General features: G+C 40.6%; 16 protein-coding genes and 1 tRNA gene. 11 read left to right on the top strand and 6 right to left on the bottom strand.

The window, feature by feature from the left end; translation table 11 throughout:
• Positions 1-57: 57 nt before the first annotated feature.
• From glgB to ACPPVU_RS10700, 4 genes are read left to right on the top strand one after another with little or no spacing between them, the layout of a single operon-like run.
• Positions 58-2,115, top strand: coding sequence for a 1,4-alpha-glucan branching protein GlgB (glgB, locus tag ACPPVU_RS10685; RefSeq protein WP_426671693.1), 2,058 nt, complete (start codon positions 58-60; stop codon positions 2,113-2,115).
• 38 nt (positions 2,116-2,153) lie between these two features.
• Complete coding sequence (locus tag ACPPVU_RS10690) at positions 2,154-2,345, top strand: hypothetical protein (RefSeq protein ID WP_426671694.1); 192 nt, start codon at positions 2,154-2,156, stop codon at positions 2,343-2,345.
• Between the two features lie 17 nt (positions 2,346-2,362).
• Complete coding sequence (locus ACPPVU_RS10695) at positions 2,363-2,665, top strand: hypothetical protein (RefSeq protein ID WP_426671695.1); 303 nt, start codon at positions 2,363-2,365, stop codon at positions 2,663-2,665.
• Between the two features lie 46 nt (positions 2,666-2,711).
• The gene (locus ACPPVU_RS10700; RefSeq protein WP_426671696.1) at positions 2,712-3,731 is read left to right on the top strand and encodes a proline iminopeptidase-family hydrolase; all 1,020 of its coding nucleotides are present in this window, start codon (positions 2,712-2,714) and stop codon (positions 3,729-3,731) included.
• Positions 3,732-3,747: 16 nt separating this feature from the next.
• Here the strand turns inward: ACPPVU_RS10700 and ACPPVU_RS10705 are convergent, their stop codons facing one another.
• Positions 3,748-4,092 (bottom strand): nuclear transport factor 2 family protein, encoded by a 345-nt coding sequence (locus tag ACPPVU_RS10705; RefSeq protein WP_426671697.1) that lies wholly within the window; start codon positions 4,090-4,092, stop codon positions 3,748-3,750.
• Between the two features lie 269 nt (positions 4,093-4,361).
• Here ACPPVU_RS10705 and ACPPVU_RS10710 point away from each other — a divergent pair, with 269 nt between their 5' ends.
• Positions 4,362-6,773: an ABC transporter permease gene (locus tag ACPPVU_RS10710; RefSeq protein WP_426671698.1), complete on the top strand. Its 2,412-nt coding sequence runs from the start codon at positions 4,362-4,364 to the stop codon at positions 6,771-6,773.
• 75 nt (positions 6,774-6,848) lie between these two features.
• Here the strand turns inward: ACPPVU_RS10710 and gap are convergent, their stop codons facing one another.
• The 3 genes from gap to pfkA are packed head-to-tail and all read right to left on the bottom strand — an operon-like array spanning position 6,849 to position 9,695.
• A complete protein-coding gene (gap, locus tag ACPPVU_RS10715) occupies positions 6,849-7,844 on the bottom strand; it encodes a type I glyceraldehyde-3-phosphate dehydrogenase (RefSeq protein WP_426671699.1) in 996 nt (331 codons plus the stop codon).
• Positions 7,845-7,850: 6 nt separating this feature from the next.
• Positions 7,851-8,699 (bottom strand): hypothetical protein, encoded by an 849-nt coding sequence (locus ACPPVU_RS10720; protein ID WP_426671700.1) that lies wholly within the window; start codon positions 8,697-8,699, stop codon positions 7,851-7,853.
• A gap of 9 nt (positions 8,700-8,708) precedes the next feature.
• The gene (gene pfkA / locus ACPPVU_RS10725) at positions 8,709-9,695 is read right to left on the bottom strand and encodes a 6-phosphofructokinase (RefSeq protein WP_426671701.1); all 987 of its coding nucleotides are present in this window, start codon (positions 9,693-9,695) and stop codon (positions 8,709-8,711) included.
• Between the two features lie 132 nt (positions 9,696-9,827).
• Between pfkA and ACPPVU_RS10730 the strand changes: the two genes are divergently transcribed.
• Positions 9,828-10,538: an NUDIX hydrolase gene (locus ACPPVU_RS10730; protein ID WP_426671702.1), complete on the top strand. Its 711-nt coding sequence runs from the start codon at positions 9,828-9,830 to the stop codon at positions 10,536-10,538.
• A 68-nt stretch (positions 10,539-10,606) separates the two neighbouring features.
• Here the strand turns inward: ACPPVU_RS10730 and ACPPVU_RS10735 are convergent, their stop codons facing one another.
• Together ACPPVU_RS10735 and ACPPVU_RS10740 are read right to left on the bottom strand one after the other, a co-directional pair.
• The gene (locus tag ACPPVU_RS10735) at positions 10,607-11,467 is read right to left on the bottom strand and encodes an N-acetylglucosamine kinase (protein ID WP_426671703.1); all 861 of its coding nucleotides are present in this window, start codon (positions 11,465-11,467) and stop codon (positions 10,607-10,609) included.
• Between the two features lie 285 nt (positions 11,468-11,752).
• Positions 11,753-12,928: an acyltransferase family protein gene (locus tag ACPPVU_RS10740; protein ID WP_426671704.1), complete on the bottom strand. Its 1,176-nt coding sequence runs from the start codon at positions 12,926-12,928 to the stop codon at positions 11,753-11,755.
• A 162-nt stretch (positions 12,929-13,090) separates the two neighbouring features.
• On the opposite strand from ACPPVU_RS10740, the gene ACPPVU_RS10745 reads away from it, so the two are divergent.
• From ACPPVU_RS10745 to ACPPVU_RS10765, 5 genes are all read left to right on the top strand, one after another.
• A tRNA-Arg gene (locus ACPPVU_RS10745) sits at positions 13,091-13,164 on the top strand.
• Between the two features lie 255 nt (positions 13,165-13,419).
• A complete protein-coding gene (locus ACPPVU_RS10750) occupies positions 13,420-14,055 on the top strand; it encodes a (2Fe-2S)-binding protein (RefSeq protein ID WP_426671705.1) in 636 nt (211 codons plus the stop codon).
• A gap of 14 nt (positions 14,056-14,069) precedes the next feature.
• Positions 14,070-15,053 (top strand): FAD binding domain-containing protein, encoded by a 984-nt coding sequence (locus ACPPVU_RS10755; RefSeq protein ID WP_426671706.1) that lies wholly within the window; start codon positions 14,070-14,072, stop codon positions 15,051-15,053.
• Entirely contained in the window at positions 15,050-17,365 is a 2,316-nt protein-coding gene (locus tag ACPPVU_RS10760) for a xanthine dehydrogenase family protein molybdopterin-binding subunit (protein WP_426671707.1), read from the top strand. The genes ACPPVU_RS10755 and ACPPVU_RS10760 overlap by 4 nt, the downstream gene beginning before the upstream one ends.
• Before the next feature lie 271 nt (positions 17,366-17,636).
• On the top strand, positions 17,637-19,067 hold the full coding sequence (locus ACPPVU_RS10765) for a glucoamylase family protein (RefSeq protein ID WP_426671708.1): 1,431 nt from the start codon (positions 17,637-17,639) through the stop codon (positions 19,065-19,067).
• Positions 19,068-19,110: the final 43 nt, after the last annotated feature.

Raw genomic sequence — 19,110 nt, forward strand, 5'->3', positions numbered from 1 at the left:
CCTATGTTCATTACTGTAAATGAACTGAATTAATTGCCTTAAAGGGCTATCCATATCATGGCGAAACAAACCTCCAAAACCGGATCTGCTGCATCGGCTTCCACGCCTGTTAAATCCAAAAAAGCAGAGACTACCAGGGAAACTAAGACTGAAAAAGTTGTAACAGCAAAAAAGACGAAGGTGGAGAAACAAGAGGGGAAAAACCTTAAGCCTGTTGAGGTTTACAGCCGCTTTACTGACTTTGATATTGGTTTGTTTAAATCAGGAAAGCATTATAAGCTATACGAAAAATTCGGTTCGCATGTGATCGAATTTAATGGTGTTATAGGTACTTATTTTGCCGTTTGGGCGCCCAATGCACAATATGTATCCGTTATAGGTAATTTTAATTATTGGGACCGCGGCTCACACCAGTTATACGTCCGCTGGGATGCATCGGGTATATGGGAAGGATTTATCCCTAATGTTGGTGATGGGGAAACCTATAAATTTTATATTAAGTCATCAACAGGTGAGGACCTGGAAAAGAGCGACCCATTTGCCTTACGCTGGGAAGAGCCGCCACGCACGGCGTCAATAGTAGCTGATACTTATTATGAGTGGAAAGATGCCAAATGGATGAAGGGTCGTTACGAACATAATTCACTGGATAAGCCTTATTCGGTTTACGAAGTGCATATCGGTTCATGGGCACGCAGCCCTGAAAGCCCTGATGCATTTTACAATTATGAGCAATTAATTGATAAGCTGGTGCCCTATGTAAAAGATATGGGGTTTACTCACATTGAGTTTATGCCGATAGCTGAGCATCCGTACTACCCAAGTTGGGGATACCAGGTAAGTGGTTATTATGCAGCGTCAAGCCGTTATGGTACACCCAAGCAGTTGATGAAACTGATAGAAGCATTTCACCACGCGGAAATTGGTGTAATACTGGACTGGGTTCCATCCCATTTTCCGGGTGACATCCATGCTTTATACAAATTTGACGGTACGCATCTATATGAGCATGCGGATCCGCGCAAAGGTTTTCATCCCGACTGGAAATCTTATATTTTTAACTACGGACGTAACGAAGTTCGTGCCTTCCTGATCAGCAATGCATTATTCTGGCTTGATCGTTATCATATAGATGGACTGAGAGTAGATGCGGTAGCGTCTATGCTTTACCTGGATTATTCGCGTAACCATGGCGAATGGGAAACTAATCAGTATGGGGGCAATGAAAATTTGGAAGCCATATCATTTTTGAAAGAATTTAATGAGGCTTGTTACAGCAATTTTCCTGATACGCAGACCATTGCCGAAGAATCTACATCGTTTACAGGCGTAAGTCGCCCGGTATATACAGGTGGTTTGGGTTTTGGTATGAAATGGATGATGGGCTGGATGCACGATACGATTAAATATTTCTCAACCGACCCATTATTCAGAAAGTATCATCATAACCAGATCACGTTTAGTTTGATCTATGCGTTTACGGAAAACTTCATGCTGCCTTTCTCACATGACGAGGTGGTGTACGGCAAAGGTTCCATGCTGCGCAAAATGCCGGGTGATGAGTGGCAGCAATTTGCCAACCTGCGATTGGTATACAGCTATATGTTTACCCATCCCGGCAGTAAGTTATTGTTTATGGGGGCTGAATTTGGCCAGGGTGGAGAATGGAATTTCAGTCAATCGTTAGAATGGTATGTGCTGGAATATCCCAATCATCGCGGGATACAATCAGTAGTGAAAAAACTTAACCATCTATATAAAACAGAACCCGCTTTATACGAAAAGAGCTTTGAAAGTAGTGGTTTTGAATGGATTGACGGCGGTGATGCCGAAAATTCCATACTTATTTACGGGCGCAAGGGGCATGATGCTAAAGACGATTTGGTAATTGTCCTGAATATGACCCCAACACCTCATAATGGCTCCCGTGTAGGAGTACCTGCTGCAGGTAACTGGAAGGAGATATTTAACTCGGATGATAAAGAATACTGGGGGAGTGGAATGGCTAATACAAAAGCCGTAAAATCTGAAAAGGAATATTGGCATGGCAGAGAAAATTCCATTTTGGTGGATTTACCGCCTTTAGCTGCAGTGGTGTTTAAAAGAACTAAATAAAATATATTGCTAAAGGTTAATGTTTTAACTATTACCTAATGAGCTATAAGTTTTTTTATTTGTACCTGATTGGCGGCATTGTCTTTCTGGTAATGCTTATTTACCAGTTGATCGCCTATTATCCATCATTAAATATTTTCGGTGTAATACTTGATTTCTCTATCGTGTTAGCGCTTTTTTATATGGCTTACAAGGTACGCCGCGAAAAGGAGGATAAGGATTTGATGTAAACCCATAATTTTCAACTATGCTTTGTTTCACACAAATAATTTTTATTAAGCCCGGGCAGGAAGATCAATTTAATTTATTCGAATCCCACGTACTGCCATTACTGAAAAAATATAATGGAACTTTAATTTACAGGGTAAGGCCCGGAGATAGCAGCGTGATTGAAACCACTATTGGTAACCCTTATGAATTACACCTGGTTACTTTTCCTACCAAAGAAGATTTTCAGGGATATAGTAGTGACAAGGAAAGACTTAAATACCTGCCCCTCAAAGAAGGATCAATTGAAAAAGTATTACTAATAGAGGGTAAATTGTTATAACTGATAGCTTGTATCGGTTTCACTTTTAATTATTTAAATTAGTGTTATGAAAAAGCTCCTTTACCTTATCCCATTAGCTATCACTTGCGTGTTTTCCTGTAAACAACAAAGCAGCAGTCCTACAGTTGCCTCTTATTTTGCCCCGGTTGATTCGGGTGTGCAAGTGGCCGGGATCAAATTGGTCAGCATACAAACGCCTGCAGGCAAGTTCAGGGTGTGGACTAAGCGTATTGGAAATAACCCACGCATCAAAGTTCTGCTTTTGCATGGCGGTCCGGCTATGACGCATGAGTATATGGAATGTTTTGAAAGCTTTTTTCCAAAGGAAGGCTTTGAGATGATCGAGTATGATCAATTAGGCTCTTATTACAGTGATCAGCCAAAAGATAGCAGCTTATGGACAACTCCGCGGTTTGTAGAGGAGGTAGAGCAGGTAAGGCAAGCATTGAATTTGGATAGTAGCAATTTTTATTTGCTGGGTAATTCATGGGGTGGAATACTGGCAATGCAATATGCCTTAAAATATCAGAAGAATTTGAAGGGTTTGATCATCTGCAATATGATGGCCAGTATGCCGGAATATGAAAAATATAACGGTGCTTTAAGAAGCCAGATGCGTAAATCACTAGTTGATTCATTGCAAAACTATGAGGCAAAGGGAATGTATAAGGATACGACCTACCAGAAATTGGTGTTTAAGGAATACTATAACAAGCATTTGTGCCGTTTGCCCGAATGGCCTGATCCAGTGCTGCGCAGTTTTAAACACGTAAACGACGAAATTTATGTGATGATGCAAGGCCCAAGCGAGTTTAAAACAGGTGGCAGATTGATTAAATGGGATGTGAGCAATCAGTTAAAAAATATTACCGTGCCGACATTGGTTGAAGGCGCCAAATATGATACAATGGACCCCAATTATATGAAATGGATGAGCACTCAATTCCCGAAAGGCAGCTACCTTTATTGCCCCAACGGCAGCCATTTATCCATGTGGGATGATCAGCAGGTGTTTATGAACGGCGTGATCAGCTTTATCAAGGATGTGGATGCAGGAAAGAAATAAATTGTCTGTTAAGGCATCACTTTTTAATGAGCAAAGGCCGTGGATCAAAAACTACTTTTATCGAAGTGATCTTATTGTGCTCTACACGGTACCAACCACAAGTAAATATGGTGATACCCGACATGTTGATATCATATAACAAGCATACATCTTCGCCATCTGCAAAGGTCTTTAATATATGGTATTTAAATTTCATTCGTTCCATATCCTGGAAGTATGCGTCGGCCCCGTCACGTGAGCCCATTACACCGTCAAACTTAAGCCCTTCGTCTGTAAATTTCCTAGCAGCAGTAAAATCCTCTTCATTCAAATATTTAATAAATGACATTACTGTATTCTTTGCGTTCCCCGTGGTAGTCATTGTCATCGGTTTAGTTTTGTAAATGTGCCTTCATACTATTAAAAAACCATTTTTTACAGATATGGTTTTCTATATAACTAAATTTTTTTTAATAATTTTATATTACCCTCGTATACAACTACATGCCTATTTTATGTTCAGTAACGAACAATAGTTGTATCATATCCGAACAGGTTAGGAGTTTTGATTTTTAATTAAATTACTGATATTCAATTAATTAAAATATAGGCACATTGTTGGTAGGATGATGGGCATTAAAATCGTTGATTATGATCAAAAATTACCTGCTGGTTGCTTTCAGAAACCTCACAAAAAACAAAGGATTTTCATTCATTAATATTTTTGGGTTGGCCATTGGCATGGCGGCCTGTCTGCTCATATTACAATATGTAACGTTTGAGCTCAGTTTTGATAAGTTTCATACTAAAGGAGACAGGATATACCGAATCAATCAGGACCGGTACGATAATGGCAAATTGAGTACCCGTTGGGCTGGCGGCGCCTTTGCTCCGGGCAGCGAATTTAAGGTACAACTTCCCGAGATTGAAGATTTTGTTAAAATGGTGCCTGCAGGCCAGGTTTTGGTTAATTATAAAGACCAAAAGATAATAGTAAAAGATCAGTATGATTATTTTGTAAGCGGATCATTCTTTAATATTTTCAGTTATCCACTCATTAGCGGCGACCCGAACACTGCCCTTAAAGAACCAAATACGGTTGTTATTTCTGAAACCATAGCACAGAAGCTTTTTCATAACTCTAATCCAATGGGCCAAACATTGGTAATGAACAATGACAAGCCAATGAAAGTAACAGGGGTAATGAAGGATATGCCTGTCAATACTCACATGAAGCTGGATTTCATGCAATCCTATAGTACTATAATCAAAAACTATGCACCAGATATTGATACAAAATGGTATAATGACGGCTGCACAACTTATCTTTTGCTTCGCAATGGTGTAGATCCAAAGAAATTAGAGACCAAATTTCTCCCTATTGTAAAAAAGGCTTATGAACAATATAAGAGTGCGGGTGCAAGCGCCATCTATACCTTACAGCCTGCACAAAGCATCCACCTATATTCCAATCGCATGTTAGAACTGCAACCCAATTCTGATGGTAATTCGGTTTACCTATTGTTAGGTATTGCTATTTTCGTGATTATTATCGCCTGGATCAATTATATTAACCTGTCCACGGCCCGGGGTATAAGCAGGGCTAAAGAAGTAGGTGTTCGCAAAACATTGGGATCGGATAAAAGGCAGCTGATCATGCAATTTATGTTCGAGGCGGGGTTGCTTAATGTATTATCATTAGTGCTGGCTTTTATACTGATCGTTATATTCCTGCCCATATTTGGCAGCGTATCCGGGGTGAACATCAGCTTTGATCTGTTTGGACACGCTACTTTCTGGCTAAGTGTAATAAGTATGTTATTGGTAGGTACTTTCTTTTCAGGATTTTATCCCGCCATTGTACTTTCCTCTTTCCGGCCGGTAGAGGTAATGAAAGGCAAACTATCAGCTTCTCCCCGCGGAATAATACTACGCAAAGGGATGGTTGTTTTTCAATTTGCAATATCTATTTTCCTGCTAATTGGGTCACTGACTGTTTTTCAGCAGATACAATACATGCAAAAACAAAACCTGGGTATCAGCATCGATCAAACATTGGTAATTAAGGCGCCTCTGGCAAAAGTAGACTCATTTTACCGGACAATGAAAGCGTTTAAAGAAGAAAGCCTTAAATTGTCGGATGTAAAAAGTGTTACAGCTTCAACTGTTGTTCCAGGAGAACCTATCCCATGGAATGCCGGCGGGATTAAATTACATGGTGCCAGTGAGTCTACAGAAAAACAATATCGTGTTGTTGGGGGTGATTTTGATTATCTGACGGCCTTTGATTTCAAAGTGCTGGCAGGCAGAAAAATTGCCAAAGAATTTCCTACCGATACCGGGTCAATAGTATTGAGTAAAAAGGCATCAGAACTAATGGGTTTCAACAAGCCTGAAAGTGCGCTTAATCAACGTGTTGATTTTTGGGGGAAAGTGTATACCGTTGTTGGCGTAGTGGATAACTATCACCAGCAATCATTGCGCGATGCTTATGATGCCATTATTTTTCGCTGCATACCGGATATAAGAGGTGATATATCGGTTAAAGTAAGTTCAGCTAATGTGCAGCATACAGTTGAACAGTTAAGAGCAAATTGGAAAGCATTTTTCCCGGGCGACCAGTTCGACTACTATTTCCTGGATAATCATTTTAATGAACAATATCATGCCGATAAGCAATTTGGACAGGTGTTTGCAGCATTTACTGGGATAGGCATTTTGGTAGCATGCCTTGGCTTATTTGGACTAGTATCTTATACCATAGTGCAACGCACAAAAGAGATCGGTATACGTAAAGTATTAGGCGCTTCAGTCAACAGTATCCTGCAATTACTTTATCGCGAATTTGCTTTATTAATAGTTATTGCATTTGCAATATCTATACCGTTGGGGTGGTATGCCGTCGACAAATGGCTGCAAACTTATGCTTTCAGGATAGACATCAGTGTGCTCTTTTTTATCATTCCATTCTTTATTGTATTGATTATCGCCTTTAGCACAGTATCTTATTTAAGTCTTAAAGCGGCATTGATGAACCCGGTTAAAAGTTTGAAAACGGAATAACCTATCTCAATAGTTAATAACAAAAAAGCCCGTCTGAAGATCAGCGGGCTTTTGATTTTAGTTAGAAATATCTGATTAGAGTTTACCAATTTCCTGAACAAGATCAATCAGTTTGTTTGAATAACCCCATTCGTTATCATACCATGATACCACTTTAACAAAGTTGTTGTTAAGTGCGATACCAGCTTTAGCATCAAAAATGGATGTACGGGCATCACCTTTAAAATCTTCTGATACAACTTCGTCTTCAGTATAACCTAAAATGCCTTTCATTGAACCTTCTGAAGCTTCTTTCATCGCTTTCTTGATGTCTTCATAAGTAGCAGCGGTTTTAAGGCGAACGGTTAAATCAACTACAGATACATCAGGAACCGGAACACGGAAAGACATACCGGTTAATTTACCTTTCAACGCAGGGATAACTAATGCAACCGCTTTAGCAGCACCTGTTGATGAAGGGATAATGTTTTGGTAAGCGCCACGGCCGCCTCTCCAATCTTTGTGAGATGGTCCGTCAACTGTTTTTTGTGTAGCAGTTACGGCGTGTATAGTGCTCATCAAACCTTCTTCGATACCAAACTTGTCGTTTAATACTTTAGCAATAGGCGCTAAACAATTGGTAGTACATGACGCATTTGAAACGATAGTTTGACTAGCTTTCAATTCTTTGTGATTTACACCCATTACAAAAGTAGGGGTATCATCTTTTGCAGGTGCGCTCATTACAACTTTTTTAGCACCGGCGTCAATATGTTTTTGTGCGGTTTCCTGGGTAAGGAATAAACCGGTTGATTCGATAATGATCTCTGCGCCAACTTCGTTCCATTTTAAGTTAGCAGGGTCTTTTTCGGCAGTTACGCGAATAGTTTTACCGTTTACAACCAAATGTCCGCCTTCAACAGCAATAGTGCCTTTGAAAGGGCCGTGAGTAGAATCGTATTTTAGCATGTAAGCCATGTAATCAGGCTCAACAAGGTCATTAATACCAACAATTTCTACGTCGGGTCTATCAACTGCGGCTCTAAAAGCCAGGCGTCCAATACGGCCAAAACCGTTTATTCCTATTTTCATGATTTTTTAATTTTTATTTGAATAGTACGTTAGTAAATTATTTATGGGTTCTTTAATAATATTTCCAATGGTAAGATTTGCAGCGGCGGTTGCTTCATAAAGGTAATCCTGAAAGCCTGCAGCGACCGAACCTGCAAAATGGATTTGCGTGTCCGGATGCTGCTTATATAAAGGTAACAAATAAGTATTTATCAGCTTATCAAAGCCATTTATTATGACGTTCTTAAGATAATTGTCTTCCCTGTTTTCAATATAAAAATCAGTAAATGAGCTTAAAAATACTGCCGGTTGTTTTTGGCGATAAATCTTTTCTAATAAGGTCTTCCGGTCAAAATCGTAACGGTGCTCAAACTTCTTTTTGATGTTTGGCGGCAGCGTTTCGTTCATAAATGCTTTGAGCAATTGCCGTCCCAGCCAGTTACCAGAACCCTCATCGGCTAAAATATAACCAAGGCCGTAGTTATTCGATTTCACTTTCCGGCCATCATACCAGGCTGCGTTTGACCCGCTTCCGCAAACGCAAATAATGCCCGGTTTGTTTTTACAGCAAGCTATTGCAGCTGCATCAATATCATGATCAACGGTTACTTTTCCAAACTTAAAAAACGTGGACAGTGCATTATGCACAATTGCTTTAAGGTCATTGGAGAAGGAGCCCGCGCCGAAAAAGTAAATACGTTTTATTTCTTCGGCGTGATGAATGAGGTTGATATTTTTGTTAAGCAGTTGAATGATCTGTTTTTCGTCGTTAAAATAGGGATTTATACCCGCGGTTTTAAAGGAAGCAATCGTTCTTCCCCTGTCTGCCAGGCGCCATTCGGCATAGTTAGATCCGCTATATACAACTGCAATCATTCAATTAGTTTAGATAGATAGTATGTCAGCCATCTCCATCAGATCTTCTTCCAGCTTAAATTCGTGTTGTGTAAGTGCTTCTTCCAGGCTGGTTATTTTGATATAATTTGCCTGCAAACCTACCATCTTTTGTGTTTCGCCTTTTAGCAAAGCTTTTACAGCAGCATATCCTAAACGACTACCCAAAACCCTGTCAAATGCCGAAGGGCTTCCACCACGTTGTAAGTGCCCCAATATGGTAACCTTGATATCGTAAAATTTGATCTCGTGCTGTACCTTTCTGGCAATATCATATACACCACCGTTTTTATCACCTTCGGCAACAATTACAATGCTGGATGATTTCTTTTTGTTTTGCCCGTCTTTCAGATTGGCGATCAGGTCGTCTATTGCTGTAGCTTTTTCGGGTAATAAAATAGCTTCAGCACCACAGCAAACTCCTGCACGCAAGGCAATGGCGCCGCTATCCCTGCCCATTACTTCAATAAAGAACAAGCGGTCATGCGCATCAGCAGTATCGCGTATTTTATCAATGGCTTCAACTACCGTATTTGTCGCTGTGTCAAAACCCAACGTATAGGTTGAACCATAAAGGTCATTATCTATAGTTCCGGGTACACCCATTACTTGTATGTCAGGGTATTTTTTTGAAAACCGTAGTGCACCGGTAAAGGTTCCATCACCACCGATAACTACAAGCGCATCGATTCCCTGTTTTTTTAAATTCTGGTACGCAGTCTCCATGCCTTCATCCGTGCGGAAGGGAAGACAACGCGCTGTTTTTAGAATAGTGCCGCCTAAATTTAATATATTGCTTACCGAACGCGGCGTCATGTCATACATGTCGTTTTCGATAAGTCCCTGGTATCCTTTGCGTATTCCTACTACGTTCAACCCGTTGTATATTCCGGTACGTACAACCGCTCTTATACATGGGTTCATACCCGGGGCATCGCCCCCGGAAGTCAAAACACCCAGTTTTGAAATTTTATGCATCTTTCTTGACTGTTTTTTTTCGGTACGAATATAGTGTGTGTAAATTACACCATTGGATTTTATTTTATTTTTTTTTACCTTAGAACAATTACATCATATCTTTAGATCGTAAACCTATTAATATAAAAACTTTTGGAAGTAAAGTTACCCACATTTAATTCAGTATTCTCCATCGACTGCGTAATTTTTGGCTTTGAGGCCGGAGAATTAAAAATATTATTGATAGAGCGGAACGAAGAGCCTTTTAAAGACTGGCTTGCTTTACCCGGTTATATTGTTGAACAAGACGAAAGCATTGATGATGCTGCCGAGCGTATATTGTATGAACTTACAGGTTTGCGCGATTTGCACATGCAGCAGTTCCATACTTTTGGCGAGGTAAACCGTCACCCCCAGGGGCGTGTGATCACTGTTGCTTATTATGCGCTTATCCGCATTAACGGGCAAAAAGAGTTGCGTCCGATCACTCAATATGCGCGTAAAGCGTTCTGGCATCCGGTAAACGAACTGCCTAAACTGGCGTTTGACCACAGCGAGATTTTCCAGACAGGCTTTAACAAGATAAAACGCAGACTTAATTATCAGCCGATAGCTTTTGAATTGCTGCCCGAAAAATTTACGCTTACGCAGTTGCAATTGCTTTATGAAGCTGTGCTAAATAAGAAACTGGACAAAAGAAATTTCAGAAAGAAAATGCTGAGCTATGGCTTTTTGAAAGAGCTTGATGAAAAACAAAAAGGAGTATCGTATCGCGCCGCAAAATTATACAAGTTTGATAGGCGGAAATATGCCAAGATATTCCAAAGCGAATTGAATCTGGAGAACAAAGGCAGAATTGCCTAATCCTTAAAATATAAAGCATAAAAAAATGCGTTCTGGTATTTAGAACGCATTTTTTATATAATCAAGGTTTATAGCTGACTTGGAGCAAGGTCCAAATGGTATTTTACCAGATTATCTATAGGTGAACGGATGATGTTACCTACAACCATGCCGTTTTCGGTCACGATTTCTTCCAGAACATTTCGGAAGTTATAACCAACGGAACCTATACAATTGAAAGTGTATTTCTGATAATTAGGATAATGCGTAACCAGGTTACGGAAAAAATCTTCGAAAGAGGTACGTACCAGGTTTCTTGAATACTCAATATGCACATTGTTATCATACACAAACTTGCTGAAGCTTGCGCAGAAACGGTTAGCACGTGGCTGTGTGTAAACCTGTTCGTTCACATCATCAGGAGTTAGTTTAAAGGTATCCCAAAAAAGCTTTCTTACAGGCTCGGGCATATAACCACGCAGGTAATCCACCAATAGTTTTTTGCCAATGTAACATCCGCTGCCTTCATCACCCAGGATGTATGCGCCCGAATCGATATTGCTGACAACTTCTTTACCATTATAAATACAAGTGTTGGTGCCTGTACCTAAGATGGCTGCAAAGCCTTCGTTATTGCCTAATAAAGCCCTTGCGGCAGCAAGCAAATCGTGGCCAATATACACTCTTGCCTTAGTGAATACAGCTTTCATAGCATCGGCTACAATCTTGCGCATGTCATCGGTTGAGCAGCCCGCACCATAATAATTCACCTCGGTTATCTCACTTTTCTCCAGGTCAGTCGGAAGGTTCTCCATTAACGACTGAACAATGTAGGCTGTACTTGAAAAATAAGGGTTGTAGCCTTCTGTATTAAAATACACTTTTTTACCTTCTTCGGTAACCAAACACCAATTGGTTTTAGTGGAGCCACCGTCAGCAATTATGATCATAAATTAAGTTTATCTAAAAAATTGGTTAAAAGTATGATTTACTAATTGTAAATAAAACACTTTGTATTTTTAAAATGTAAAAAATTGATGCAAAGCAATCTAATATACAGTTTTTATATATAAAAAGCGACTATTCAGTGATAAAATTTATTAAATATTTCGACGTAATTAAGAGCTTTTTTGGAATAACGAAGCGATATTTTTGAATGAGATATAAAATTTGAATATGATGTTTATATAATGTTTGTATATTATTTAAGTAAAACCAGATTGTGATTTAATTATTTACCCCGCCGGCACCAAAGCTGTCTTATTTTGAGAAGGGTATAACTTGTCTCTTATTTTCAGCATAGGATCTTCAAGTAATTTAGTAACTATATAACCAATAATTATGCTAAAAATCAAGTAACCGGCAATGTATATTAAAAAGCCTGCTTTTGAGGTATTGAGATAGTGGTTGGCATAGATATTAACAAACGGATGCCAGAGGTAAATGGCGTAGGAACTGCGACCTATAAATGAGAGTATCGAATTACAATAAAATCTTAGCTTGCTGTTTAGCGCTAAAATGATCCATGAACCGTAGGCGAGGGGATTCGTGGCTAATAAAACTACAGATATCCAGGAATTGTCGATCCGGTGAAATAGATAATTGGGGATCAGCAGAAGTGCTACAAGTGGTGCAATTATTTTTTTGTTTTTTGAAAAAAAACCTAAGAATTGTTCCTTTTGAAAATTATATAAGTAGGATAACAAAACACCGAAAAACAAAGCATCGAGGCGGAAGTGGGTATAAAAAAAATGATAATCAAAATTGTATTCGGGGTGTGTATAATTAGCTATTAAACGCCCTAAAATGCCAGCTACAAGAAGTAAAAGGTAAGTGTTTATTATCACTTTCAGATTAAGTTGCCTTGATTTTATAAGTATTACAAACATGGCGGTTAGTAAAAAATAGAAAGCTTCTTCCACATCCAATGACCAGGTATGCGTCCAGCGGCCTCCAAAATAATTATGTAAAAAGAAAAGATCTTTTATATAATCACTAATAGGGAACCTTACGCCAAGAAAATTTTGCCAAAACGTTTCTATTAAAAAGGTGGTTGTTATGAAAAAAATAAAGCCCGGATAAATTTTAAAACCGCGCCGGATCAAAAATCTGCCAGGCTTTATACTTTGTGATTTTTTATATTCATTAAACAACAGACCCGATACCAAAAAACCACTTAATACAAAGAACAGATCCACTCCTGACCATCCTCCGATTGTCAACAACGAAAAAAATAACCTGATGTATTTAAAAATAGAGTGCTGAACAGCTGTTTTATCCGGTAAATAAACATGGCTAAAAATGACCATTAATACGGCTATACCACGCAGTACATCTAGTGCTCTATTTCTTTTTGACGATGATTTGTTTACTGAATTTTGTACCAAATTTAATGTAACACCTGATCTCATAGGGAGGAATTCAAATGGTTTTAATTCTATAAGGAAGGGAGATACATGTGTTGATTTAACATCTAATACATCAACATGTTTTAAATATGCCGTTAATTGAGCGGAATGTATTTCAATTTTGAACAGATTTTTGCATATTTGCACCGCGAAAATAACGCAGATGGTCCCATAGCTCAGCTGGATAGAGCAACAGATTTCTAATCTGTAGGTCTTAGGTTCGAATCCTAATGGGATCACTTTTGAGGCGAAAGCTCAACGCCGAAAGGTGAAGGATTTCAAAAAGCAGGTCAGAAATGGCTTGCTTTTCTTGTTATGTGCAATTTGTAATGGTGCGGCGATAACAACGGCCGATTGTTATTTTTTGTTGCAATATTTTCTCCCCCTGCCAGAAACACAAAGCCACATTTCCTTTTTCAGAATGTTTTAAAAAATCGACTGATTTTTTAAACTTTTTATTTCAGTAAATGTTACCGAAATATATTTCAATCATTATGGAAAGTAATCCAGATACTTCAAATAGGGTTGATGATGAGCCACCCTCTAATGGTACAACCCGCCGGGCGTTTTTGGCCCAGATTACCTACGCCGGTGCCGGATTTACTTTAGTCCCTTTACTTGCAAGAACTAAAGATATTTTACCGGAAGCACCACCCGCAAGTCCTGAAACAACGACAATTACTCTGACTGTGAACGGGCAAAAGCATGCACTTGATATTGACGAACGTACCACATTGCTTGATGCATTACGTGAAAATCTACAGATGCCCGGAACGAAAAAGGGCTGCGATCATGGCCAATGCGGCGCGTGTACGGTTCTGATAAACGGAAGGCGAGTCAATTCCTGCCTCCGTTTTGCTGCAATGTGCCAGGGTAATGAAATAATTACCATTGAAGGACTGGCAAAAGGGGATAGCTTGCATCCCATGCAGGAGGCTTTTATAAAGCACGATGCCTTTCAATGCGGCTATTGCACCCCCGGGCAGATATGCTCTGCTGTTGGACTGGTAAATGAAGGCCATGCGCATACGGATGCCGAAATACATGAACTGATGAGCGGGAATATTTGCAGATGTGGCGCCTATCAGAATATCGTTGCAGCTATTAAAGAAGTACAAAACATCTCTTAAACGTAGCAAAATTTATGGAACCGTTTAAACTTATCCACCCGGTTGATCTGCATACAGCCATTGCATCTTCAGGCGGTGCAAATGTAAAGTTCATTGCCGGCGGCACTAACCTCGTCGACCTGATGAAATTGGATATTGAAAAGCCATCTCAATTAATAGACATCAATTCTTTGAAGCTGGAAACAGTTGAAACGCTGCCGAATGGCGGTGTCCGGATAGGCGCCCTGGTAAAAAACAGCGACTTGGCTTACCATCCCGTCATTATCAAAAAATACCCGGTTTTATCGGAAGCATTGTTATCGGGTGCTTCGCCGCAAATAAGAAATATGGCTACCGTAGGCGGCAATCTTTTACAGCGCACCCGTTGTCCCTACTTTTACGATACTTCATTTCCCTGCAATAAACGGGTTCCGGGTTCGGGATGTTCTGCAATAAATGGTTACAATCGTATGAATGCCATTTTAGGTACCAGTACACAATGCATTGCTACACATCCATCAGATATGTGCGTTGCTATGGCAGCACTGGATGCGATAATTCACGTGGAGGGATCAGGAGGGAAACGGGAAATTCCATTCCACGAATTTCACCGGCTTCCCGGTCAGACACCACAATATGAAACAACATTAAAAGCCGGTGAGCTGATTACGGCAGTAGAACTTCCACCGATCCCTTTTGCAGCAAAATCACACTATTTAAAAGTGCGTGATCGTCATTCCTACGAATTTGCCCTGGCTTCGGCGGCTGTCGCATTAAATATCTCAAATGGAAGGATAGAAGCGGCAAGGGTGGCTTTAGGAGGAGTAGGAACTAAGCCATGGCGTTCTCTCGAAGCGGAAAAAGCGTTGACCGGGGCATCCGCCGATGAACAGACCTACCGCAAAGCGGCCGAAGCAGCATTAAATGGTGCAAAGCCGGGAAACTACAACTCTTTTAAAATAGAACTGGCAAAACGTACCCTTGTACGCGCCTTAAAAACAGTAGGAGGTATGTCATGAACGATTTACTTGGAAAACCGATAGACAGAGTTGACGGTAAGCTAAAAGTAAGCGGCGGCGCTACCTACTCAGCCGAATATTTCCCTAAAAATATGGTTTATGGGGTTTTGGTGTTAAGCACTATTACTAAAGGAAGGATCAGAAATATAGATACCGGCCAGGCTGAACGAGTTAAAGGAGTTGTTGGCATAATGACTTATAAAAATGCGATGAGCCTGCATTTTCCGCAGGGTACAGATCCGGGATCCGGTAAGTATGCAGAAAAGGGCCTCCTGCCACTGCAAAATGACCGTATTTATTATGACGGCCAAGTTATTGCTGTTGTGCTTGCCGAGACCTTTGAAAAGGCGGAGTATGCCGCAAAATTGGTGAAAGTTGATTATGAAACCGAAACTCCGGTTTTTGATCTGAATGCAAATATTTCAAAAAGCTATATTCCAACTTCAGGTGGCTCCCAATTACAAGCTAAGCGCGGCGATGCGGATGCTGCATTGCAAAATGCCGAAGTTAAAATGGAGCAAACTTACACCACTCCCGTCTATCACCATAATGCAATGGAACCCCATGCTTCTGTTGCAGAATGGAATGAGGATAGTTTAATGGTTTACGACGCTACACAAGCGGTAGGAGGGGTCAGGAGCCTTTTATCTACTTTGTTTGACCTCTCGCCTGAAAAAGTAAAAGTAACATCATTATTTATTGGGGGCGGATTTGGGTCCAAGGGTTTTACATGGCCTAACCCCATAGTAACCGCTATGGCGGCAAAAATGGTTAAGCGCCCTGTAAAATTAGTGCTTAGCCGGCAGCAAATGTTTACGACCGCCGGACGCCGTTCCGAAACCATTCAAAAAATAGAGTTGGCTTCAGATCGTTCAGGCAAGCTTACAGCAATAAAACATGATACTATTTCGGAGAGTTCGTTTGTTGATGAATTTGTAGAAACTGCCGGTTTGGCAACAAGTATGCTTTACAGTTGTCCAAATGTTGAAATCAGCCATAGGCTGGTCCGGCTTAATAAAGTGACACCATGTCCTACCCGTGCACCCGGAGAAGCAACAGGTACTTACGCCATTGAAACCGCTATGGATGAACTGGCGTACCAGTTAAAAATGGACCCTATTCAGCTAAGATTACTTAATTATGCTGAAATGGATGAGCAGAGACAAAAGCAATTCTCTGCCAAAAATCTGAAAGAATGTTACCAACGCGGTGCAGCTGCGATAGGCTGGTCTCAACGAAACCCCGAACCAGGGTCAATGCGTGAAGGTAATTACATTGTAGGCTACGGAATGGCCACAGCTACTTATCTGGCTAACCGCGTTGCCTCAGCTGCAAAAGTAACCTTATATGCAGATGGCCATGCCGAAGTTTTAAGCGCTACCCAGGATATAGGTACAGGTACTTATACCGTAATGACGCAAATTGCAGCCGAAGCACTAGCCTTGCCGGTTGATCGGGTAACGGTGAAAATAGGTCGCAGTGATTATCCAACGGGAGCAAATTCTGGAGGGTCACAAGTTACTGCAAGTGTTGGGCCGCCCATCAGGGCTGCTGCTTTGGCGGTAATATCCAAATTAATTGGTTTGGCTGTTTCAGATACTGCTTCACCCCTACATGGTCGCAAGGAAGAAGATATTATTGCCGATAATGGTCGTATTTATGAAAAAGGCCATACAGACAAAGGCGAAAGTTATGCGGAACTATTGAAACGCAAAGGATTGCAGAAACTGGAAGCCCAGGCAAAAACCCGAGTTTCAACAAGGGATCCACAAGGAGCAAATCCGGCGCCAACGGGCGGGATGGACGCGGCTGTTGAGGAAGAAAGTAAAACAAATCCAGCCGTGCAGGAAGATCAGGATGTTGACAGGAAACCCTATTCGTTTCACTCCTTTGGAGCACAATTTGTTAAAGTGCTGGTTGATCCGGATTTAGGAATGGTGAAGGTTGACAAGGCTGTTGCAGTAATGGATATTGGGAAAGTACTCAACCTAAAAACTGCTAAAAGTCAGATTATGGGCGGGATGATATTTGCAATTGGAATGGCGTTACTGGAAGGGACAGCATACGATCCCAATAACGGGCGGGTGGTAACACGCGATTTAGCCCAATACCTGGTTCCGGTAAATGCGGATATGCCTCAGTTTGATATTCAGTTTATTGATAAACCTGATCCGTACATATCACCAATAGGAGCCAAAGGTATCGGTGAAATCGGTATCACCGGTATGACCGCCGCCGTTGTTAATGCAATATATCATGCCACCGGAAAAAGGGTTCGGCAATTGCCGGTAACTTTAGATAAGCTTATATGAGCTTGTAAAAGAAGGAATATTATATTGTCATCTGACTCTCCGAAGACCAATCCATAAAAACCGGATCCGTATTCTTCGCGCCCAATCCAGGTTCTTTACGCAGACTGCCGACAATCGCGGGCGTCCTTACTTAAGAAAAAAGTTTGTGTTCGGGATAAGTGAATAGTCCTGAAATATTTAATTATCCGGAGCGAAAAGAAATATATTACCTTAGTGTAATAAACCGGGCAGTACTCCTGCTGCTTCCTTCTTGAAATTCATGAAAATATTAATGAAACACGGATCAGTTTTTACATTTATCCTTTTGTTATTTACATTAACAGCATTCTCTCAAAAACATAGTGTTACATATAAAGCAACTGGCCCTGTTGATATCGCACCAGTAGGTATTATTAAGAATATCAGCGATTCGGTGTTGCTGGATATTGTGCAACGGCAGACGTTCAGGTATTTCTGGGATTTTGCTCACCCGGTAAGTGGTTTGGCGCGGGAGCGTGATAATACGGTTAAGGCAGAATATTACTGGGATTATATAAATGAGGCTGACGGGGAACCGAATTTGAGTAAATCAACCTTTGGTCCCGAAGCTTGTGCTATTGGCGGTACCGGTATGGGGATTTTGTCAACTATTGTGGCGGTGAACCGGGGATGGATCGGTCGGGATACTGCTTTAAATCGTTTGATAAAGATCGTTGATTTCCTGATCAAAGCAGATTGCTACCATGGCATTTACCCGCATTTTATGAATGGTAAAACAGGTAAAACAATTCCGTTTGGCAGGATTGATGATGGAGCGGATATAGTTGAGACATCCTACCTGATGATGGGTTTACTTACAGCCAAAGCCTATTTTAAAGGGAACAGCCTGCCCGAAAGATATTTTCAGAAACGTGTGCAACAAATGTGGGATGCTGCCGATTGGAACTGGCACAGCAAAGGTGACAATAAAGTATTATACTGGCACTGGAGTCCATATAACGATTTTGATATGAATTTCCCGGTTTTTGGTTATGACGAGGCTTTGATCACTTATATTATAGCGGCAGCGTCGCCGGGACATCCTATCTCAAAAGAATTGTATGAAAACAGTTGGGTAAAAGGTTCAGGTTGGAAAAACGGTAAATCTTATTACAATTATGTGCTTCCGTTAGGTAATTATGAGAAAGGCGGACCGCTGTTTTTTGAGCAATATACCTACATGGGTATCGATCCAAACGGATTGCAGGACGATCATGATATTGATTATGCCCTGCAAACAAAGAATCATACACTCATCAACCGGGCTTATTGTATGGAAAATCCCAAGCACTACAAAGGCTACGGCGAAAACTGCTGGGGGCTAACAGCAGGCGATAGTTACAAAGGATATGTGGCACATTGTCCTGAAGATGATAGGGGGGTGATACAACCTACAGCGGCGTTATCCTCTTTTCCCTATACCCCTCAATATTCTATGCAGGCATTGAAGCATTTCTATTATGATCTGGGTGATAAAATATGGGGACCGTATGGTTTTGCTGACGGCTTCAGCGAATCGCATAACTGGTATGCTAAGACACATTTGGCCATTGACCAGGGGCCGATCGTAGTAATGATAGAAAATTACCGTAGCGGACTAATCTGGAAATTGTTTATGAATGATCCTGACATCCAAAAAGGCTTAAAAAAATTAGGCTTCAAAAGCAAATGGGTGAAAGAGTAAAAATATCTTTGCGTAATATACCTTATTTAACATGCCAGCTTTA

Source organism: Mucilaginibacter sp. McL0603, from assembly GCF_049992945.1.
GTDB lineage: Bacteria > Bacteroidota > Bacteroidia > Sphingobacteriales > Sphingobacteriaceae > Mucilaginibacter.